This window comes from Bradyrhizobium glycinis (genome assembly GCF_016031655.1).
Taxonomy (GTDB): domain Bacteria; phylum Pseudomonadota; class Alphaproteobacteria; order Rhizobiales; family Xanthobacteraceae; genus Bradyrhizobium; species Bradyrhizobium glycinis.
Window position 1 is genome coordinate 24,124 of the sequence record NZ_JACCHQ010000043.1, and the last position, 19,700, is coordinate 43,823.

The 19,700-nt window shown below is 65.7% G+C and carries 20 protein-coding genes; 12 read left to right on the forward strand and 8 right to left on the reverse strand.

From position 1 onward, the window contains the following. Positions 1-131 precede the first annotated feature (131 nt). The 4 genes from HZZ16_RS35160 to HZZ16_RS35175 form a co-directional block, all read right to left on the reverse strand. Positions 132-1,916, reverse strand: a complete 1,785-nt coding sequence (locus tag HZZ16_RS35160; protein ID WP_197955179.1) for a flavin-containing monooxygenase — start codon at positions 1,914-1,916, stop codon at positions 132-134. 162 nt (positions 1,917-2,078) lie between these two features. After that, complete coding sequence (locus HZZ16_RS35165) at positions 2,079-3,605, reverse strand: acyl-CoA synthetase (protein ID WP_197955188.1); 1,527 nt, start codon at positions 3,603-3,605, stop codon at positions 2,079-2,081. Between the two features lie 22 nt (positions 3,606-3,627). After that, a complete protein-coding gene (locus HZZ16_RS35170) occupies positions 3,628-4,812 on the reverse strand; it encodes an ABC transporter substrate-binding protein (RefSeq protein ID WP_197955189.1) in 1,185 nt (394 codons plus the stop codon). Positions 4,813-4,861: 49 nt separating this feature from the next. Continuing rightward, positions 4,862-5,836 carry an NAD(P)H-dependent flavin oxidoreductase gene (locus HZZ16_RS35175; RefSeq protein WP_197955192.1) on the reverse strand — a complete coding sequence of 325 codons (975 nt, stop codon included), beginning with the start codon at positions 5,834-5,836 and terminating at the stop codon, positions 4,862-4,864. Between the two features lie 182 nt (positions 5,837-6,018). Between HZZ16_RS35175 and HZZ16_RS35180 the strand changes: the two genes are divergently transcribed. Next, on the forward strand, positions 6,019-6,906 hold the full coding sequence (locus HZZ16_RS35180) for a LysR family transcriptional regulator (protein ID WP_197955193.1): 888 nt from the start codon (positions 6,019-6,021) through the stop codon (positions 6,904-6,906). Here the strand turns inward: HZZ16_RS35180 and HZZ16_RS35185 are convergent. After that, positions 6,903-7,556 carry a DNA-3-methyladenine glycosylase family protein gene (locus HZZ16_RS35185; RefSeq protein ID WP_197955194.1) on the reverse strand — a complete coding sequence of 218 codons (654 nt, stop codon included), beginning with the start codon at positions 7,554-7,556 and terminating at the stop codon, positions 6,903-6,905. The two genes, HZZ16_RS35180 and HZZ16_RS35185, sit on opposite strands and share 4 nt — an antisense overlap. A gap of 116 nt (positions 7,557-7,672) precedes the next feature. Between HZZ16_RS35185 and gluQRS the strand changes: the two genes are divergently transcribed. Together gluQRS and HZZ16_RS35195 are read left to right on the forward strand one after the other, a co-directional pair. Then, the gene (gene gluQRS, locus HZZ16_RS35190) at positions 7,673-8,542 is read left to right on the forward strand and encodes a tRNA glutamyl-Q(34) synthetase GluQRS (RefSeq protein ID WP_197955195.1); all 870 of its coding nucleotides are present in this window, start codon (positions 7,673-7,675) and stop codon (positions 8,540-8,542) included. 101 nt (positions 8,543-8,643) lie between these two features. Next, entirely contained in the window at positions 8,644-9,909 is a 1,266-nt protein-coding gene (locus tag HZZ16_RS35195) for an ATP-binding protein (protein WP_197955196.1), read from the forward strand. Here the strand turns inward: HZZ16_RS35195 and HZZ16_RS35200 are convergent. Continuing rightward, positions 9,836-10,729, reverse strand: a complete 894-nt coding sequence (locus HZZ16_RS35200) for a YihY/virulence factor BrkB family protein (RefSeq protein WP_197955197.1) — start codon at positions 10,727-10,729, stop codon at positions 9,836-9,838. The two genes, HZZ16_RS35195 and HZZ16_RS35200, sit on opposite strands and share 74 nt — an antisense overlap. A gap of 200 nt (positions 10,730-10,929) precedes the next feature. On the opposite strand from HZZ16_RS35200, the gene HZZ16_RS35205 reads away from it, so the two are divergent. The 6 genes from HZZ16_RS35205 (at position 10,930) to HZZ16_RS35230 (ending at position 15,016) form a co-directional block, all read left to right on the forward strand. Next, positions 10,930-11,124 (forward strand): twin transmembrane helix small protein, encoded by a 195-nt coding sequence (locus HZZ16_RS35205; protein ID WP_028178512.1) that lies wholly within the window; start codon positions 10,930-10,932, stop codon positions 11,122-11,124. Positions 11,125-11,126: 2 nt separating this feature from the next. After that, a complete protein-coding gene (locus HZZ16_RS35210; RefSeq protein ID WP_197955204.1) occupies positions 11,127-11,699 on the forward strand; it encodes a cob(I)yrinic acid a,c-diamide adenosyltransferase in 573 nt (190 codons plus the stop codon). A gap of 126 nt (positions 11,700-11,825) precedes the next feature. Continuing rightward, complete coding sequence (locus HZZ16_RS35215; protein ID WP_197955206.1) at positions 11,826-12,575, forward strand: electron transfer flavoprotein subunit beta/FixA family protein; 750 nt, start codon at positions 11,826-11,828, stop codon at positions 12,573-12,575. After that, entirely contained in the window at positions 12,575-13,519 is a 945-nt protein-coding gene (locus tag HZZ16_RS35220) for an electron transfer flavoprotein subunit alpha/FixB family protein (RefSeq protein WP_197955208.1), read from the forward strand. Before HZZ16_RS35215 ends, HZZ16_RS35220 begins: the two co-directional genes overlap by 1 nt. 196 nt (positions 13,520-13,715) lie before the next feature. Further along, positions 13,716-14,597 carry a 3-hydroxybutyryl-CoA dehydrogenase gene (locus tag HZZ16_RS35225; protein WP_197955209.1) on the forward strand — a complete coding sequence of 294 codons (882 nt, stop codon included), beginning with the start codon at positions 13,716-13,718 and terminating at the stop codon, positions 14,595-14,597. Between the two features lie 224 nt (positions 14,598-14,821). After that, a complete protein-coding gene (locus HZZ16_RS35230) occupies positions 14,822-15,016 on the forward strand; it encodes a putative motility protein (RefSeq protein ID WP_197955210.1) in 195 nt (64 codons plus the stop codon). Positions 15,017-15,019: 3 nt separating this feature from the next. Here HZZ16_RS35230 and tlpA read toward each other — a convergent pair whose 3' ends face one another. After that, the gene (gene tlpA / locus HZZ16_RS35235; protein WP_197955211.1) at positions 15,020-15,685 is read right to left on the reverse strand and encodes a thiol:disulfide interchange protein TlpA; all 666 of its coding nucleotides are present in this window, start codon (positions 15,683-15,685) and stop codon (positions 15,020-15,022) included. A 101-nt stretch (positions 15,686-15,786) separates the two neighbouring features. On the opposite strand from tlpA, the gene argH reads away from it, so the two are divergent. From argH to lysA, 3 genes are all read left to right on the forward strand, one after another. Beyond that, complete coding sequence (argH, locus tag HZZ16_RS35240; protein WP_197955216.1) at positions 15,787-17,184, forward strand: argininosuccinate lyase; 1,398 nt, start codon at positions 15,787-15,789, stop codon at positions 17,182-17,184. A gap of 93 nt (positions 17,185-17,277) precedes the next feature. Next, entirely contained in the window at positions 17,278-17,571 is a 294-nt protein-coding gene (gene lptM, locus HZZ16_RS35245) for an LPS translocon maturation chaperone LptM (protein ID WP_197955218.1), read from the forward strand. A 23-nt stretch (positions 17,572-17,594) separates the two neighbouring features. Further along, positions 17,595-18,860 (forward strand): diaminopimelate decarboxylase, encoded by a 1,266-nt coding sequence (gene lysA / locus HZZ16_RS35250; RefSeq protein ID WP_197955220.1) that lies wholly within the window; start codon positions 17,595-17,597, stop codon positions 18,858-18,860. A 23-nt stretch (positions 18,861-18,883) separates the two neighbouring features. Here the strand turns inward: lysA and HZZ16_RS35255 are convergent. Beyond that, positions 18,884-19,700: NAD(P)-dependent oxidoreductase (locus tag HZZ16_RS35255; protein ID WP_197955222.1), on the reverse strand; the 817-nt coding region annotated here is incomplete at its 5' end.

Sequence of the window (19,700 nt, forward strand, 5' to 3'; positions counted from 1 at the left end):
TCCTTTCCTTCAGATCTTTCTGCCGTGCACGTCTGCATCCGCGTCGTCATTGCGAGCGCAGCGAAGCAATCCAGAATCTTTCCGCGGGGGCAGTCTGGATTGCTTCGCTGCGCTCGCAATGACGGTGTTACTCAAGCTGTGCTCAACGGCATAGCCAAAGCCCTTGCCAAAATCCCCGCCTCGATCGCCTTGATCTGCAGCGCGAGATATTTCGAGTTGATCCGGCATTGCGCGAGGCTCCCGGCGATGAACCAGAGGCCGGGCTGCTTGGTGCGCGCATACATGTTGCGCAGCTCGAAGCCGTCGCCAAAACCCCAGATCGGGCCGACGCGGTCGGCGATGCCATCGCCGAACAGCTTGCGCACCAGATATTCCTGCGGCTTGTAGCCGGTCGAGAGCACGATCAGGTGGGCGGCAATGATCGAGCCGTCCGTCATCCGCGCGCCCTCGGCAACGAAGCCTTCGATCTCGGAAAACTGCCTGAGCTTGATCTTGCCCTCGACGATGAGGTTGGAGCAGCCGACGTTGAAATAATAGCCGCCGCCGCGGGTGAGATATTTGAACTGCCAGCCCGTTCCGGCCTCGCCGAAATCGAGCTTGAAGCCGATGCGCGAGAGGCCGTCGAGCAGCTCCTTGTCGAGCTGCTTCGACTGCTCGGTCAGCATCACATGCGTCTTCTTCGCGAGCGGCGTCGGCATCGAGGTCGCGATCAGGTCGTTGTCCTCGAGCGTGCCCTCGTTATAGGTCGCGTAGGCCAGCTGCGCCGACGGCTCGATATTGGTGACCAGCGTCGGCGAACGCTGCACCAGCGTCACCTCGGCGCCGCTGGAATGAAGATCCTGCGCGATGTCGTGACCGCTGTTGCCGGTGCCGATGACGATGGCGCGCTTGCCGGTCCAATTCTCACCGTCCTCGTAGCGGCTGGAATGCACCAGCGTGCCCTTGAAATTGTCGAGGGTCGCAATGTCCGGAATATTGGCGATGCCGCTGACGCCGGTCGCCATGATCACATGGCGCGGATGCATGGTGCGCTTCCCGTCGGCGCGCCGCAGCGTGACGGTCCAGTGGCCCTTGGCCTCATCATAAGAGCCGCCCTCGAACTCGGTGCCGGTCCAGAAGTTCAGCTCCATCGCATCGACATAGGCCTCGAACCAGTTGGCGAGCTTGTCCTTGGGGATATAGACCGGCCAGTTCGGCGGAAACGGCATATAGGGCAGGTGATTGACCTGCACCTGGTTGTGCAAAGTCAGTGCGTGATAGCGCTTGCGCCAATTGTCGCCGATTCGCGTCTCGCGATCGACGATCAGGGTATCGACCTTAAGCTGCTTCAGCCGCGCAGCGATCGCGAGCCCGGCCTGGCCGCCGCCGACCACCAGCACGGCCGGATCGCGATCGGCATAGGCGCGCGAAGCGTTGCGCTGGTCGAGCCAGTTCGGCCCGCGGAAGTCGCGCGAATAGGCCTGGCCGCGCGGGCGCGAGGTGCCGAGCTGTTCCTCGAAGCCTTTGAGCTCGTCGAGCGCTGTCAGCAGCGTCCATGCCTTCAGGCGGTCGCCGTCGGCAGCATCAGGCACGAGCCGCACGATGCCGCTGCCGCGACCGATCGCGGTCTCGAAGTGGAAGATCGCTTCGATGCAGTTGGTGCCGGCCCGCGTCACCCAGCGCGGCGGCGCGCGGTTCAGTGCGATCTTGAAATGGGTTGGCGCCGCCTTGGGCGCGCGCGCCGCCAACTCCTGCGTGATCGCGTCGCGGCCCGCGATTGTCTGCAGGTTCCAGCTCAGCGCCAGCACGTCGCGCCAGAAGCCGTCGCCGAGGAAGAGCGGGCCCAGCGTCGCGGGATCGGCTCTGCCCAGGATGCGCTCGAACTCGTCGAGCCAGGTCTGTGCGGCGATGGAAATATCCTGCGTCCGGTCCAGCATGCGCGACCTCATGGCCGTCTTCGCGGCGTTTCCTCAGAGATCGAACGCTATACGGTTTCGCCGCCCGCCAAAAGCCGCGAACCCGGGCGAGGCCGGCATGCGGCCCTGCCCGGACGGAATATGGCCGGAATTCCACGCGTGCGGACGCGGCCGGAGAACGACTTAAGTGCCGCCCGGCCTGCGGTCCGCCCAATACGGATCGCGCAGCTTGCGTTTGAAGATCTTTCCGGTTGCCTCGCGGGGCAGCGCATCCAGGAACTTGACCTCCTTCGGCACCTTGAAGTTGGCCAGACGCTCGCGCAAGAAAGCCTGCACCGCGGCGGCCGAGAGCTGCTCGGCCCTGTCGGGCTCGATGCAGGCGCACAGCCGCTCGCCATATTCCGCGTCCGGGATCCCGAACACGGCGCAATCGCGTACGCCGGGCATCGCGATCAATACGTTCTCGATCTCGGCGGGATAGATGTTGACGCCGCCCGAAATCACCATGTCGCGCTTGCGGTCGCACAGGAACAGATAGCCGTCCTCGTCGAGATAGCCGACGTCGCCGACGCTGACGAGACCGTCGCGGCCGGCCTCGGCGCGCGCCTGCGCCTTGCCGTGATAGTCGAAATCCGGCACCGCGGTCTGGCGCATATAGATCTCGCCGACCTCATTGACATCGCAGAGGCTGCCGTCGTCGCGAAAGATCTTGACGATGCCGCCTTCGATGGCGCGGCCGACCGTGCCGGGCTTCTTCAGCGCCTCTTCGGCCGAGTGCCAGACCGGGATGCCGGTCTCGGTCGAGCCGAAATATTCGTTGATGACCGGTCCCCACCATTCGATCATCGCCCGCTTCACCTCGGGCGGGCAGGGCGCCGCGCCATGCACGACGAAGCGCAGCGACGACAGGTCGTAGCGCTGCCTGACCGTTTCGGGCAGGCGCAGCAGACGGACGAACATGGTCGGCACCATGTGGATATGCGTCACACGGTGGCGCTCGATCAGCGCCAGCAGCTCCTCGGCGTCGAAGCGCGGCTGAAGCACGATGGTGCAGCCGTTGCGGAAGGCCATCATGCCGTAGGAATGCGGTGCCGAGTGATACATCGGCCCGTTGATGAGCACGACTTGGCCCTCGCGCGACTTGATGCCGTAGGCGATCGCGCCGACCCGCTCGGAGGCGGCGGCCTGCTCCGGCTGCATTGGCATGCGGCGTACGCCCTTCGGCATGCCTGTTGTCCCCGACGTGTAGATCATCGCCGCGGCCCGGCGCGGCGGCTCCTGCATGTCCGTGTGGCCGTCGCGCCAGCGGTCCCAATCGGTGAGGCCCGCCGGGACCTCGGTCAGCTCATAGGGAATGGCGAAGGTCGCCGCCAGCTCGGGCGGCGTCGCGACCACGAGCAGGTGGACATCCTCCGGAATGCCGCCGCGGATTTGCGGCAGCAGGTCGGCGTGGCAGATCAGGATTTTCGCGCCGCTGTCGGTCAGGATGTAGCGGACCTCCTCCGCCTTCAGGTGCCAGTTGATCGGCACCACAGGGCTGCCGAGCGCGGCCGAGGCCGCGACCACCTCGAACAAGGCGAAGTCGTTGCGCAGCATCATGGCAACCGGTGCGCCTTCGGCAAGGCCGAGGGCGCGAAGCCCGTTCGCCGCGCGTCTGATGCGCGCCTGGATCTCGTCATGGCCGATCCGGCGTTCGCCGCTGATGATCATGGTCTGTCCCATTCCGTTGGAGTCAGCGATCGTCCAGCACGTCGCCGAAGCCCACCCAGCTCTTGCCGTTGAAGCGCCGCAGCTGCAGCTGCTGGAACGGCAGATAGTCGTCGGGGCCCGTGCTGACGGAGATGCCGGGCAGCAGCAGCGGCAGCTTCACCTCTTTCAGCGAGGCGGCATGGCGCATGATGTTGTCGCGGCTGAAATCGTCCTTGCACGCCTTCAGCACGGTCATCAGCAGCGTCGCGTAATGGTAGCCGGCCGCATAGTTGGAGTTGGAGAGGTCCGCATTCGGCATGTACTGCTTCATGAAGGCGAAATACTCCTTCACGCCGGGATCGCTGGTCCATTGCGGATCCATCGTGTCCTTCTGGTTGCTCGACGAGATCAGGCCGACGGCGTTGTCGAGCCCGGCGGGCTCCAGGAACGAGATCGACGAGGCCGAGGTCGGCACGAAGAACAGCTCGGGCTTCCAGCCGAGTTCGGCGACGCCCTTGATCATCTGCGAGGTGAACTTGCCGAGCACGACGCCGAACAGCACGTCGGCGCCCGACGCCCTCAGGGTCGAGAGCTGGGAGCTGATCGTCGGCGCGCTGGTCTCGTAGGTCGCCTCCGCAACGATCATGCCGGCAGCCTTGTCGCCGAGCGCGCGCTTGAAGCCGGCGACATAGTCGCGGCCGAAATCGTCGTTCTGGGAGAGGATGGCGATCTTGGCGCCTGGCTTGGTGCGCAGCACGTGCTTGGCGTAGACCACGCCTTCGGATTCATAGGCGGCCATGCCGGGCATGGTCCATGGATATTTCTGCGGATCGGCCCATTTGGTGGCGCCCGACAGCACGAACAGCTGCGGCACCTTCTTGCCGTTGAGGTAGCGTTGCACGGCGCTATTGGTTGCGGTGCCGAGCGAGCCGAACATCATCAGCACCTCGTCCTGCTCGACGAGCTTGCGGGTCTGCTCGACTGTCTTCGGCGGCGAATAGGCGTCGTCCAGCGTGATGAACTTGACCTTGCGGCCGTTGATGCCGCCTTCGGCATTGATCTTCTCGAAGAAGGCTTCCTGCGTCCGGCCGATCGCGCCGAAGCCGGAGGCCGGGCCGCTATAGGGCAGGGTCTGTCCGATGCGGATCTCGTCGCTGCCCTCGGCATGGGCGCCGCCGCCGGCGAACGCCAGCAGGCACAGGCCGATCAAAGCGGCTGCCAGCTTCATGATGTCCTCCCGTTTGTTGCCAGTCCAATCCTGTCGTTGGACAACGTCGTCAGGCGCTGACGCGCATCAGGAAATCCTGCCTCGCCTGATCGAATTCACGCTTCATGCGGTCGACGAGCTCCGCGACGGGCGGGACGTCGGTGATCTGGCCGATGCCCTGGCCCGATCCCCAGATGTCGCGCCACGCCTTCGATTTCATGTTGCCGCCGGAGCCGAAATTCATCTTCGTTTTGTCTGCGACGGGGAGATTGTCCGGATCGAGGCCGGCGGCAGCGATCGACGGGCCGAGATAATTGCCGTGCACGCCGGTGAACAGGTTGGTGTAGACGACGTCGTGCGCGGCGTGCTGCGTCAGCGCCGATTTGTAGGCCTCGTCGGCGTTGGCTTCCTGCGTCGCGATGAAGCGCGTGCCCATATAGGCGAGGTCGGCGCCCAGCGTCAGCGCCGAGGCGATGCCATAGCCGTCGCTGATCGCGCCCGACAGCAGGACGGCGCCGCCGAACCATTGCTTGACCTCGCGCACCAGCGCGAAGGGCGACAGCGTGCCGGCGTGTCCGCCCGCACCGGCGCAGACCAGGATCAGGCCGTCGACGCCCTGCTCGGCCGCTTTGCGCGCGTGCTTGACGTTGATGACGTCGTGGAACACCAGCCCGCCATAGGAGTGTGCCGCCTCGACGATCTCCGCCGGCGGCCGCAGCGAGGTGATGATGATCGGCGCCTTGTGCTTGACGCAGGTCTCCATGTCCTTCATCAGCCGGTCATTGGAGGCGTGGCAGATTTGGTTGACGGCGTAGGGCGCGACCTTCTTGCCGGGATTGCGCGATTTGTATTCGCCGAGCTCGTCTTCGATCCGGCTCAGCCATTCGCCGAGCTTCTCGACCGGGCGGGCATTGAGCGCGGGAAAGGAGCCGACGACGCCCGCCTTGCACTGGGCGATCACCAACTCCGGGCCGGAGACGATGAACAGCGGCGAGCCGACCACGGGCAGCTCGAGCGAATCCTTCAAGAGAGTGGGCAGTGCCATCATGTCCTCCCGAAACGCGGTCCCGCCGGCTGGCGGATGACGAGGCGTTTCCGTTTTGATTGTCGCGCGGGCGGATGGACCGCCCGGGGGCCGCGGATTTGATCCCATTATAAGGTTGGACGGCGCGGCCCGGCCGTTCAATAATGAACGGACGATCATTCAGGTATGAACAGGGCCGCCGAATGGATTGGGACCTTTGCAAGACCTTCGTCGCGGTCGCCGATACCGGCAGCTTCACCGCCGCCGCCCGCCGCCTGCACACCAGTCATCCCACCGTCAGCCGCAAGATCGCGGCGCTGGAAGCCCAGCTCGGCACAAGATTGGTGGCGCGCGCCGCCGACGGCCTGGCGCTGACCGCGGATGGACGGGCCTTGCGCGAGCACGCCGAGGCCATGGCGGCCGCAGCGCTGCGGGCCGAGACTGCAGTGGCGGCGGGTGGACACAAGGCGCGCGGCATCGTCAAGCTGTCGATCGGCGCGACGCTCGCCTCGCACTGGCTGATGCCGCGCCTGCCTGCCTTCCTGCGTGCGCACGATCATATCCAGCTCGAGATCATCACCCATCCGTTTCCGGCGAGCGTGCGCCGGCGTGAGGCGGACGTGGTGCTGCGGCCGTTCGACAGTGGCGAGGAGAACCTGGTCGGCCGCAAGATCGGCCGTCTCGGCACCGGCTTCTATGCCTCGCGCGATTATGCCGCCGGGCGGCCCCTGCCCGAACGGCGCGGCGATTGGAAGGAGCACAGCGTCATCGGCTTCGCCGACCAGACGTCCAATGCGCAGCTTGCGCGCTGGAGCGACGTCGTCACGCGGCAGGCGAGGGTGGCGATGCGCTGCTCGTCCCAGGGGGACATGCTGGCGGCGGTCCGCGCCGGCATCGGAATCTCCGCGCTGTCGTGCTTCGTCGCCGAAGCCTATTCCGATCTCGTGCGCGTCGCCCCGCAGAAGCTCGCCAGCGTTGCGGATCTCTGGCTGCTGGCCCACCCCGACCTCGTCGAGCTGCCGGCGGTGCGCGCCGTGATCGAATTCGTCGCCGAATGCGCCCGGACCGACCGCGCGCGACTGCGCGGCTAGCCCGATGCCGCGAGCACGCCCTCGCGCTTCTTCACCGCGCGGTAATAGCTCCACCACAGATGCGCCGCCGCACCGCGCAGCGGACGCCAGGGCTCGGCGATCGGCGCCATCTGCTTCTCCGTCGGCCGCGCCTTGAGGCTGAGCCCGATGCGGATGCCTTCCTGCACGGCGAGGTCGCCGGCCGGCCAGGCATCGCCGTGGCCGAGGCAGAACAAGAGGTAGAGGTCGGCCGTCCAGGGGCCGATGCCGGGCAGCGCGATCAGGGTGTGATGCGCCGCGTCGGCATCCTCCTCCGCGAGCACGTCGAGGTTCAGCCGCTGCGCGGCGATCTCGCGGGCGAGATGCTTGAGGGTCTTGATCTTGGCGGCAGAGAGGCCGAGCCGCCCCAGCCGGTCGGCGCGGGCGCGGCGCACCGCGCCATGGTCGAACGGATCGAACGCCGCCGACAGCCGTCCCCAGATCGCCGCGGCACTCGCGGTGGAGAGCTGCTGCCCGCAGACGATGTGCGCGAGCCCCGTAAACCCCGGCTCGCGCCGCCGCAACGCCGGCATGCCCGCGATCTCGAGCACGGGCTTGAGGCGCGGATCGCGCTTGATCAGCGCGTGAACGGCCTCTTCGAGATCGGACTGGGTTTCGAGGTGGATGGTCATGAAGGCCCTGCTCGTCATGCGCGGGCTTGACCCGCGCATCCATCTCCTATCGTAACAGAGTCTTGGAAGATGGATGGCCGGGTCAAGCCCGGCCATGACAAGTCTCGTGAGTATCCATGCCACCCGTTTTCCGATTCGCTCCGAGCCCGAACGGCTTCCTGCATCTCGGCCACGCCTATTCCGCGCTGCTCAACTTCGATCGCGCGAGAAAGACCGGCGGGCTTTTGTTGCTGCGGATCGAGGACATCGATGCGACGCGGTGCCGGCCGGACTATGAGACGGCGATCTACGAGGATCTCGCCTGGCTCGGGATTGCCTGGGAGACGCCAGTGCGGCGTCAATCCGAACATCTCGCCGATTATCGCGCTGCGCTGGAAAAGCTCTCTGCGCTCGGACTTGTCTATCCCGCCTTCGAAAGCCGCGCCGGGATCGCTAAGTTGGTGGCGGCGCGCGAGGCCCATGGGCCCTGGCCGCGTGATCCCGATGGCGCGCCGCTTTACCCCGGTGATGCCAAATCGCTGCCGGCTGACGAACGCACACGACTGATCGCCTCGGGCGCGCCCTATGCGCTGCGGCTCGACATGGCGGCCGCGTGCCGTCGCGTCGCCGGCCTGAGCTGGAACGAGCTCGGCGAGGGGCCGGATGGCGGGGGCGGCATCGTCCCGGCGCGGCCCGAGGCCTGGGGCGACGTCATCCTGGCCCGCAAGGAGACGCCGACCAGCTACCATCTCTCGGTTGTCGTCGACGACGCGCTCCAGGGCGTCAGCGAGATCGTGCGGGGGCAGGACCTGTTTTACGCCACTTCGGTGCACCGCCTGCTCCAGGTCCTGCTCGGCCTGCCCGAGCCGGCCTATCGCCATCACCGGCTGATTCGCGATGAGGCGGGTCGGAAGCTGTCGAAATCGAGCCGCTCGACCGGTCTGCGCGAGTTGCGCGCGGCCGGCGTCACGCCTGCCACGATCCGCCGGCTGGTGGGATTAGGTTAAGTTTCTCTGGGGGTTAGCGAAACGTCGCCGTGACTCCGGGCGTTGCTCCGTGCCATGCTTGGCCCGCGCGGGGTTCGAAGAGGGTACTTCGAAGGGGATTCATGGCGGCGAAGACGCGTCCAGTGCGCACCACCCGGACGTCCAGGCGGCGGCCGCTTCGGCAGCGGCCCAAGGCGGCCGGGAAGGCGGCCGGCCAGCTGCGCAAGCGCAGCACCAAGGCGGTTGCGCCGGATGTCGTTCAGGCGGCGCTGGCCGCTTTTGCTCATGAGGTCCGCACCCCCCTGACCGGCATTCTCGCGATCAGCGACCTGCTCGCGACCTCCGATCTCGGCGAGCGGGAGCGGCGCTGGGCCGACACCATCAAGGCCGGTGCCGAGCATCTGGCGAGCCTCGCCACACTGTTCGTGGATGCTGCCAGAACGGGGAAGGGCGGCAGCACGCCGCGGCAGGACCTGTTCGATCTCAAGACGCTCGCCCGCACCGCCGGCGATTCGCTGGCCGGCCGCGCCGCGGCCAAAGGTCTCCAGGCCAAGGTCGAGATCGCCGAAAAGATCCCAGGGCTCGTGGTCGGTGATTCCGTCCGCCTGCGCGCCGCGCTCGAGAACCTGATCGACAACGCCGTGAAATTCACCGACGAGGGCGGAGTGGCCCTCGCCGTCGAGCCGTGGCGTCCCGCTAGAGGCAAAGCAAAGGGCAAGGTCGGCGTGGCCTTTGCGGTGTCCGACAGCGGCATCGGCCTGACGATGGCCGAGATCAAGCGGCTGTTCCGCCCATTCACCCAGGCCAATGTCACCATTGCCTCACGTTTCGGCGGCGCAGGCTTGGGGCTCTCCTCGGTCAAGCAATTGGCGCGGGCGATGGGCGGCGACATCAATGTCGCTCCGCGCCGCGGTGGGGGCGCCACCTTCACATTGACGGTGTCGCTGGACGCGGCGGGACCGGGCAAGACCCGGAAGGCAAAGGACGGCAGCGAGCCCGAGGCGGTTGCTGCGCTCCGCGTGCTCAGCGTCGAGGACAACCCGTTCGGCCGCGTCGTGCTCAACACCATCCTGACCGAGCTCGGCCATCATGCCGAGTTCATCGGGCGCGGCGAGGACGCCGTGAATCGGCTGGAGCAGGGCGCGTTCGACGCGGTGCTGATGGATATGGTGCTGCCGGGCATCGACGGCATCGAGGCCATCCGGCGGATCCGCAAGCTGCCGACGCCGCTGGCCCACATCCCGATCATCGGCGTGTCCGGCCGCGGCGAGGACGAGGCCGCCTCGCGCCAAGCCGGGGCCGACGCCTTCCTGGTCAAGCCTGTGTCTCCGCGGGCGCTAGCGACTGCGCTGCTTGAAGCGACACGCCGTGAGGAAGCCGCGACTTGATGATCGCGGCGTTCAGCTCGCCGCCGTAAACGAAGATCGCGGCGATGAAGTACAGAAACACCAGCGCGATGATCACCGAGGCGAGCCCCGCATACATCGTCACGTAATTGTTCGCGAAGCGCGCCAGATATTGTCCGAACACGATGCCGGAGATCAGCGACGCCACGATGGTGAAGACGATGCCGGGCAGAATCTGGAAGAAGCTGCGCCGCCCCGCCGGCAGCCAGGCATGCAGAATGATCAGCGCCACCACCAGCGCGCTGATGGTGATGCCGTAGCGCAGCCAGGTGAGGATGCTTTCGTTGGATTCCACGAACAGCGGAATGTGGCGCCGAGCGGCCTCGATGATCAGCGGCCCGAGCACGATCAGGAACGCCATGGCGAGGGCCGTGAAGGCCGCAATGATCGTATAGGCAATCGATTCCAGCCGGAGCCAGTACCAGCTCCGCATCTCCACCACCGCATAGGCGCGGTTGAGCGCGATCCGGAGCGCCTCGACGCCGTTGGAGGCGAAATAGACCGACAGCGCCGCGCCGATGGTCAAAAGGCCGGTGCGGGTGGTGGTCAGCACATCATGCACCTCCCCTGAGATCGAATCCGCGACCTGCTTGGGCCAGATCTGGAGCATCAGGCTGGCGGCTTGATCGGCGAGTTCCTTGGAGCCGAAGAAGCCGGCGAGCGAGGTCAGCACGATCAGGAACGGGAACAGCGCCATCAGCGTCGATAGCGCGATGTGGCTTGCGATCGCCCAGCCGTCATCGGCCAAGAACGTGTAGAACGCGTCCATCGCGACGACGTAGATGTAGCGGATCGCTTTCACGTGGCACCTACACCGCTGCTCTCTCGCCCTGCGTGCAGGGAGAGATCGGGAGAACAGGCAATGGGCGCAAATCGGAAATCATCGCGCTACCATCTGATATTATTGGCCCAAAAGCCAGTTCGCGAAGCGCCCCGGAAATGACGCCGGAGACCGTCGCGGCACCATGGCGGACCGGCGCACACGGTGTTATCTACCCTCAAATGGCATCTCTCCTGAGTACTTTCATCCTGCCGGCCGCAGCCGGCGCCGTGGCGCTGGTGCTGCTGCTCGGGCTCATCAACATGATGCGTGGCGGCTCGCCCAACACCTCGCAGAAGCTGATGCGCTGGCGCGTGCTGCTTCAGTTCGTGGCGATCATCATCGCGATGCTCGCGGTCTGGGCGATGGGACGTTGATCATGGTGGTGCTGAACCGCATCTACACGAAGACCGGTGACGACGGCACGACGGCGCTCGGAACCGGCGAGCGGCGTCCGAAATACGATCTGCGCATCGAGGCTTATGGCACCGTCGACGAGACCAATGCCGCGATCGGCGTGGTCAGGCTCCACACCGGGGAGATGCCCGAGCTCGATGCGATGCTCGGCCGCATCCAGAACGATCTGTTCGATCTTGGTGCCGATCTCGCCGTGCCGGAGCGGGAAGGTAAGGCGGAGCGCCTGCGGGTGGTGGCGAGCCAGGTCGAGCGGCTCGAGCGCGACATCGACACGCTCAACGACAAGCTCGCACCGCTGACCTCCTTCGTGCTTCCCGGCGGCACGCCGGCGGCGGCCCATCTGCATGTGGCGCGCACGATATGCCGCAGGGCGGAACGCGTGATCGTGGAGCTGGCGGCCCAGCCCAGCGAGACGGTCAGCGCGGCTGGCATCCAATATATGAACCGCCTGTCCGACTTTCTCTTCGTGGCCAGCCGGGCGGTGAACGGCAATGGCGTGGGCGACGTGCTCTGGGTTCCCGGCCAGAACCGCTGACCCATCGCGCGCCCGCATTTCAGGAGGCTAAAATTAGGCCCGTTGGCGCGTTGACCGGGGCAGATCAGGCCTTTAGGTTCCGCGCCAGTTGATAACCCCCCTCCCAAATTGAGTGAAAGAGGATCGATGAAGGTCTTAGTGCCGGTAAAGCGGGTGGTCGATTACAACGTCAAGGTCCGCGTCAAGGGCGATGGATCGGGCGTTGAACTCGCCAACGTCAAGATGTCCATGAACCCCTTCGACGAAATCGCTGTCGAGGAAGCGCTGCGCCTGAAGGAAGCCGGCAAGGCCACTGAGGTCGTGGTGGTCTCGATCGGACCGGCGCAGGCGTCCGAGACGATCCGCACCGGTCTTGCCATGGGCGCCGATCGCGGCATCCTGGTGAAGGCGGAAGGCACCGTCGAGCCGCTCGCCGTCGCCAAGATCCTGAAGAAGGTTGCGGAAGAAGAGCAGCCGGGCCTGATCATTCTCGGCAAGCAGGCGATCGACGACGACTCGAATCAGACCGGCCAGATGCTGGCCGCTCTGCTCGGCTGGTCGCAGGCGACCTTCGCCTCCAAACTTGAGGTCGAAGGTGCCGACTTCAAGGTGACGCGCGAAGTCGATGGCGGTCTCCAGACCGTGAAGCTGAAGGGACCGGCAATCGTCACCACCGATCTCCGCCTCAACGAGCCGCGCTACGCGTCGCTGCCCAACATCATGAAGGCGAAGAAGAAGCCGATCGCGGAGAAGACGGTCGCCGATTACGGCGTCGACATCGCCGCGCGTCTCGAGGTTCTGAAGACGGCTGAGCCCGCGGGCCGCAAGGCCGGCGTCAAGGTCAAGGACGTCGCCGAGCTGGTGTCGAAACTCAAGAACGAAGCCGGGGTGCTCTGATGACGACGCTTCTGATTGCCGAACACGACAATGCGTCGCTCAAGGACGCCACCAACAAGGCCCTGACCGCAGCTGGCGCGCTCGGCGCGGATGTCGAGGTGCTGGTCGCCGGCCAGAACGCCAAGGCCGCGGCGGACGCCGCTGCCAAGCTCAATGGCGTGAAGAAGGTGCTGCTCGCCGATGGCGACCTCTACGCGCACGATCTCGCCGAGCCGCTGGCTGCGCTGGTCGTGTCGCTGGCGTCCGGCTATGACGCGATCGTCGCGCCTGCGACTTCGCGCTTCAAGAACGTGATGCCTCGCATCGCCGCTCTGCTCGACGTCATGCAGGTCTCGGAGATCACCAAGGTGGTCGCGCCCGATACCTATGAGCGTCCGATCTATGCCGGCAACGCCATCCAGACGGTGAAGTCGAAGGACGCCAAGAAGGTCATCACGGTGCGCACCTCCACCTTCGCCGCAGCGGGCGAGGGCGGCAGCGCCCCGGTCGAGACCGTGGCGGCGGCGGCCGATCCGGGCCTGTCGACTTTCGTCGGTGAGGAGGTCGCCAAGAGCGATCGTCCCGAGCTGACCTCGGCCAAGATCATCGTCTCCGGTGGCCGCGCCATGCAGAGCCGCGAGAATTTTGCCAAGTACATCGAGCCGCTCGCGGACAAGCTGGGCGCCGGTGTCGGTGCCTCGCGCGCCGCGGTCGACGCCGGCTATGCGCCGAACGACTGGCAGGTTGGCCAGACCGGCAAGGTCGTGGCCCCCGAGCTCTATGTCGCGGTCGGCATTTCCGGCGCCATCCAGCATCTGGCCGGCATGAAGGACTCCAAGGTGATCGTCGCGATCAACAAGGACGAGGACGCGCCGATCTTCCAGGTCGCTGATTACGGCCTGGTCGCCGATCTCTATCAGGCGGTTCCGGAGCTGACAGCCGAACTCGGCAAGCTCGGCAAGTAAAAGGCATCGAAAACACCGGCCGGAGGTATAAACTCCGGCCGGTGTTGCATTTCTGAGGCGTTTTCTTTGGCGTGGGGCGTGCCTTGGAAGCGATCCAATCTAGGTTTCGAGCCAAGGTTCTGATTAAATCGGACCTCCCGGCTCAAGGGGATAGGCAGGGCGCGCCCCCCGGCGCGCCGTTCCGGTGGATGACAATATGGCGGCAGTGATCAAGAAGGTCGGCGTGATCGGCGCGGGGCAGATGGGCAATGGCATCGCGCATGTCGCGGCGCTCGCCGGCTTCGACGTGGTGCTCAACGACGTTTCGGCCGACCGCCTCAAGTCGGGCATGGCCACCATCAACGGCAATCTGGCGCGCCAAGTCTCCAAGAAGGTCGTCACCGAGGACGACAAGGCCAAGGCGATCGCGCGTATCAAGCTGGCCGAGAAGCTGGACGACCTCGCCGACTGCGACCTCGTCATCGAGACCGCGGTCGAGAAGGAAGAGGTCAAGCGCAAGATCTTCCACGAGCTCTGCGCGGTGTTGAAGCCGGAGGCGATCGTCGCCTCCGATACGTCTTCGATCTCGATCACGCGCCTCGCCGCCGCCACCGACCGCCCGGAACGCTTCATCGGCGTTCATTTCATGAATCCGGTGCCGTTGATGGAGCTGGTCGAGCTCATCCGCGGCATCGCCACCGACGATGCCACCTTCGAGACCGCCAAGGAATTCGTCGGCAAGCTCGGCAAGCAGGTCGCGGTCTCCGAGGATTTCCCGGCCTTCATCGTCAACCGCATCCTGCTGCCGATGATCAACGAGGCGATCTACACGCTCTATGAAGGCGTCGGCAACGTCGAGGCGATCGACGCGGCGATGAAACTAGGCGCCCACCATCCCATGGGTCCGCTCGAGCTCGCCGATTTCATCGGGCTCGACACCTGCCTGTCCATCATGCAGGTGCTGCACGAGGGGCTGGCCGACTCCAAGTACCGCCCTTGCCCGCTGCTGGTGAAATACGTCGAGGCCGGCTGGCTCGGCCGCAAGACCCAGCGCGGCTTCTACGATTACCGCGGCGCCAAGCCGGTGCCGACAAGGTAAGGGTCGTGTCGTGCCCCGGACGCTGCGCAACGCGTTAGCGGTGCGCTGCAGAGCCGGGGCCCAGAAGCCACGTGCACGATGAGGCTGGGTCCCGGCTCGGCGGCGCGTCCCTCCGTGTCGCGCCTTGTCCGGGACACAGACGGCGGCCACGCCGCAGCCGCGTGCCAATTCATGTCCCATTAACCCCTCGCGCCTAGGTTACGGCCGGTACGAGGGTTCGCGTCATGGACATGATGGCAATGGTCAGCACCATGCTGGCCGCTCAGCAAGGCGCGCTGCAGTCGAATATTGCGGCGACGCTGACCAAGCAGAACGCGGATATGGAGAAATCCACCATCCTGACGCTGCTCGGCGCCGTTCAGCCTTCTCTTGCCAATGTCGGCCCGGGCGTCGGCGGCAATCTCAACGTCACCGCCTAAGCTTCAAAGCGACGCGGTGGCCTTGCCGGTTGCTGCCCGGATCAGCTTGAGCGCGTCCTCGCTCGCCCATTCCGCCGGCCCCGCGATCGTCGCAATTTCGCACCCCTGCGGGTCGACCAGCACCGAGGTCGGCATGCCCAGCGCCCGACCGACGGCTTTAAGATCCTGAAAAACCTTGGCTTTCTGGTCGCTGAAATAGGCGAGCCGGCTCAGATTGGCCTCTTTCAGGAAGGTTTTCGGCTTCTCCGGGTCGCGGGTGTCGATGTTGATCGCTACCACCTCGAAATTCGGGCCCGACAGCTTGCCCTGGAGCTCGTCCAGCGCCGGCATCTCCTTGCGACAAGGCACGCACCAGGTCGCCCAGAGGTTCACCAACAGGGTCTTGCCGCGGAAGTCGGACAGCTTCTTCGGCTTGCCGTCGGAATCGTCGAAGGCGAGGTCGGGCAGTTTCACGGGGGCGCTTGCCATGGTCAGTGCCGCCACCTCGCCATGCGCGAACGGAGCGATTTTCTGCGCGGTCGCCACCGCCGCCTTGCAGGTCGGATCGCCTGATGGCGCCCGGCTGAGGCCGAGCCCATACAGCGCGGCAAAGCCGGCCAGCCCGACGATCGCCACGGTGGCGACGACGAGGGGGATGCGGCGCGTAGCGGAGGGCTTCGGTTCCAGCATATCGTTTGTCATCCGGTCGCAGATATGGCTATCAGGGGCCTCTTAATACGGCTGGCCGCGGCCAGCAAACGTGCGGCAAAATCAGGCGTGAGCAGGGAATCATGAGCAACAAGATGTGGGGCGGCCGGTTCTCGGAACGTCCCGACGAGATCATGGAAGAGATCAACGTCTCCATCGACGTCGATCGTCACCTCTTCGCCCAGGACATTGCCGCGTCCAAGGCTCACGCCGCGATGTTGGCCAATCAGGGCATCATCACGGCTTCTGATGCGAAAAATATCGGCAAGGGTCTAGACACAATCCTGTCAGAGATCGGCAAGGGGGGCTTCGAATTCAAGCGCGCGCTCGAAGACATCCATATGAATGTCGAGAGCCGCCTGTCGGAGCTGATCGGCCCGGCCGCCGGGAGGCTGCACACCGCGCGTTCGCGCAACGACCAGGTCGCCACCGACTTTCGCCTGTTCGTCCGCGACATCATCGACGAGACCGATGCCGCGCTCGCCGCGTTCCAGCAGGCCCTGGTGGAGCGGGCGCTGGAGCACGCCGCAACCGTGATGCCCGGCTTCACGCATCTGCAAACGGCGCAGCCCGTCACTTTCGGCCATCACCTGCTGGCCTATGTCGAGATGGCCGCGCGCGACCGCGGCCGCTTCCAGGACGCCCGCAAGCGGCTGAACGAATCGCCCCTGGGCGCGGCCGCACTCGCCGGCACCTCGTTCCCGATCGACCGTCACGCCACCGCGAAGGCGCTCCTCTTCGACCGGCCGATGGCGAACTCGCTCGATGCCGTCTCCGACCGCGACTTCGTGCTGGAGACGCTGTCGGCCGCCTCGATCTGCGCCGTGCACATGTCGCGCTTTGCCGAGGAGATCGTGATCTGGACCTCGCCGCTGGTCGGCATGATCCGGCTCAGCGACAAGTTCACCACCGGCTCCTCGATCATGCCGCAGAAGCGCAATCCGGATGCCGCCGAGCTGGTGCGCGCCAAGACCGGCCGCGTCATCGGCGCGCTCAACGGCCTCCTGATCGTCATGAAGGGCCTGCCGCTCGCCTATCAAAAGGACATGCAGGAGGACAAGCAGGGCGCCATGGAGGGTTTTGCCGCGCTGTCGCTGGCAATCCGCGCCATGACCGGCATGGTCCGTGATCTCGTTCCGGACGAAGCCAAGATGAAGGCGGCCGCGGGCGAGGGTTACGCTACAGCGACCGACCTTGCCGACTGGCTGGTGCGGACGCTGAAGATGCCGTTCCGGGAGGCTCACCACGTCACAGGCCGTATCGTCGCCAAGGCCGCCGAGGGCGGCATCGCGCTGCACGAGCTGCCGCTGAAGGAGATGCAGGCGATCGAGCCCAAGATCACCAAAGACGTGCTCGGCGTGCTCTCGGTCGAATCGTCGGTGAAGAGCCGCACCAGCTTTGGCGGCACCGCGCCGAAGAACGTGACGTCCCAGGCCAAGGCCTGGACGAAGCGGCTGGAAAAAGAGCGAAAATTGGGCTGAGGGCAAAATTTCGCTTATGTTTCATGGTCATCCGGCTCTCGCCAGAACGCGCCAATCTCTGTATGGTGCGCCGCGCGTAGTGGGGATTTCGTCGTGACGTCAAAGTTTCGCCCGGCCGGCTCGGGGTGGGCCATCATTGTCTTGAGCCTGACGGCGCTCGCGCTTGCCGGCTGCGGCCGCAAGGGCCCGCTGGATCTGCCGCCGACCGCCTCCAACGCGCCTACAGCCACCGGCGCTGCGCCCGTCGAGACCGAGACCGCGGCCCAGAAGGCGCCGAGCCTGTTCGACCCCACTGCCAGCGCGGATGCCGCGCCCGCGGCGGCCAAAGGCCGGAAGAAATCGTTTATTCTCGACCCGCTCCTGGACGAACCTCCCGGCAAGAAATAAGCCGGGACAACCGAGCCTGCGCCATGAACCATTTCGACTATCGCAACGGCGTGCTGCACGCCGAGGCGGTGAACCTGTCCGAGCTGGCTGCCGCTGTCGGTACGCCGTTCTATTGCTATTCGACCGCAACGCTGGAGCGGCACTACCGCGTCTTCACCGAAGCCTTTGCCGGCGAGAAGGTGCTGGTCTGCTACGCCATGAAGGCGAACTCCAACCAGTCGGTGCTGCGGACGCTCGCCAAGCTCGGCGCCGGCGCCGACGTGGTTTCGGGCGGCGAGCTGAAGCGCGCCTTGGCTGCCGGCATTCCCGCCAGCAAGATCGTCTTCTCCGGCGTCGGCAAGACCGAAACAGAGCTGCGCGCGGCGCTCGCCGCCGACATCCTCTGCCTCAACGTCGAATCCGAGCCGGAGCTCGAGCTGCTGTCGCGCCTCGCGACCGAGATGGGCAAGACCGCGCGCATCTCGCTCCGTGTCAATCCCGACGTCGATGCCGGCACGCACGCAAAAATTTCCACCGGAAAGTCCGAGAACAAGTTCGGCATCCCGATCGTCCATGCCCGCGAGGTCTATGCGCGCGCGGCGAAGCTGCCCGGAATCAAGGTGACCGGCACCGATGTGCATATCGGCAGCCAGATCACCGACCTGTCCGGCATGGAGACCGCGTTCCGCATCCTCTCCGAATTCGTGCAGACGCTGCGGGCGGACGGCCACGACATCAGCCACGTCGATTTCGGCGGCGGTCTCGGCATTCCCTATTACATGGACCGCGAGGCACCGCCGGCGCCCGCCGCCTATGCCGCCATGGTCAAGCGCGTCAGCCACAATCTCGGCTGCACGCTGATGTTCGAGCCGGGCCGCATGATCGTCGGCAATGCCGGCATTCTCGTCACCAAGGTGATCTATGTGAAGCACGGCGACGGCAAGAATTTCGTCATCATCGACGCCGCCATGAACGACCTCATCCGCCCGACGCTGTACGAGGCGCATCACGACATCCTGCCGGTGAAGCAGCCGGCGAAGGGCGCCGCCACCATCAAGGCCGATGTCGTCGGCCCGGTCTGCGAGACCGGCGACTATCTCGCGCTCGACCGCACGCTGCCGACACCCGCGCCCGGCGATCTCCTCGTCATCATGACCGCGGGTGCTTATGGCGCCGTGCAGGCCGGCACATACAACACCCGGCCGCTGGTGCCCGAGGTGCTGGTGAAGGGTGACCAATACGCCGTGGTGCGCCCGCGCATTGAGGTGGAGCAACTGATCGCGATGGATATGCCGGCGCCGTGGCTGTGAGCAATTGATCGACGGAACCGGCGTTATTTCGTCCCGCCGACCACAACACCCGCCTTCTTCTCGATCGGCTTTATCGCAGCAGTGAAATCGGACTCGGCGCCCTCCGCGGCGATGATCGTCTCCCACAGCCGCCCGACCGCGTTGGCGACTTCCATCGACAGGCCAAGCTGCTTCATCTCCTCCAGCGCCAGCCGCACGTCCTTCACCATCAGCCCCGTGGCGAAGCCGAAGTCGAATGTGCGCGGCAGCACCGCGCGCGGAAACTTGTCACGGCTCGCGGTGTTCATGCCCGACCCCGCGTTGATGACGTCGATCATCACGGCGGGATCAAGCCCGGCCTTGACGCCCATCACCACGGCCTCCGACGTCGCCACGATCGCGGTGGCCGACAGGAAATTGTTGGCGAGCTTCATGGTCTGCGCCGCGCCCGGCTTCTCGCCGATGAAGAACACCTTTCCGATCACCTCGAGTGCGGGCTTGAGCAGCTCGAACTCGGCTTTCGGGCCTGACACCATCACCGCAAGCGTGCCCTTCTCCGCGCCGCCGACGCCGCCGGAGACCGGACAGTCGATCTGCACGATGCCGCGTTGGGCGAGCAGGCCGTGAATCTTCGCGGCCATCGCCGAGCCGACGGTGGAGAGATCAATGAAACGTTTCGCGCGCTTGCCCTCGATCACGCCGTTTGCACCGGTGGCAACGTCCAGCGAAGCCTGCAGCGAGGGCAGGCTCGCCATCACGGTCTCGACCTGGTCAGCGACGTCCTTCGGCGACGACGCAGCAATGGCACCGCGCGCGACCAGCTTGTCCATGACCTCCTTGCGCGTGTCGAACACGACGAGC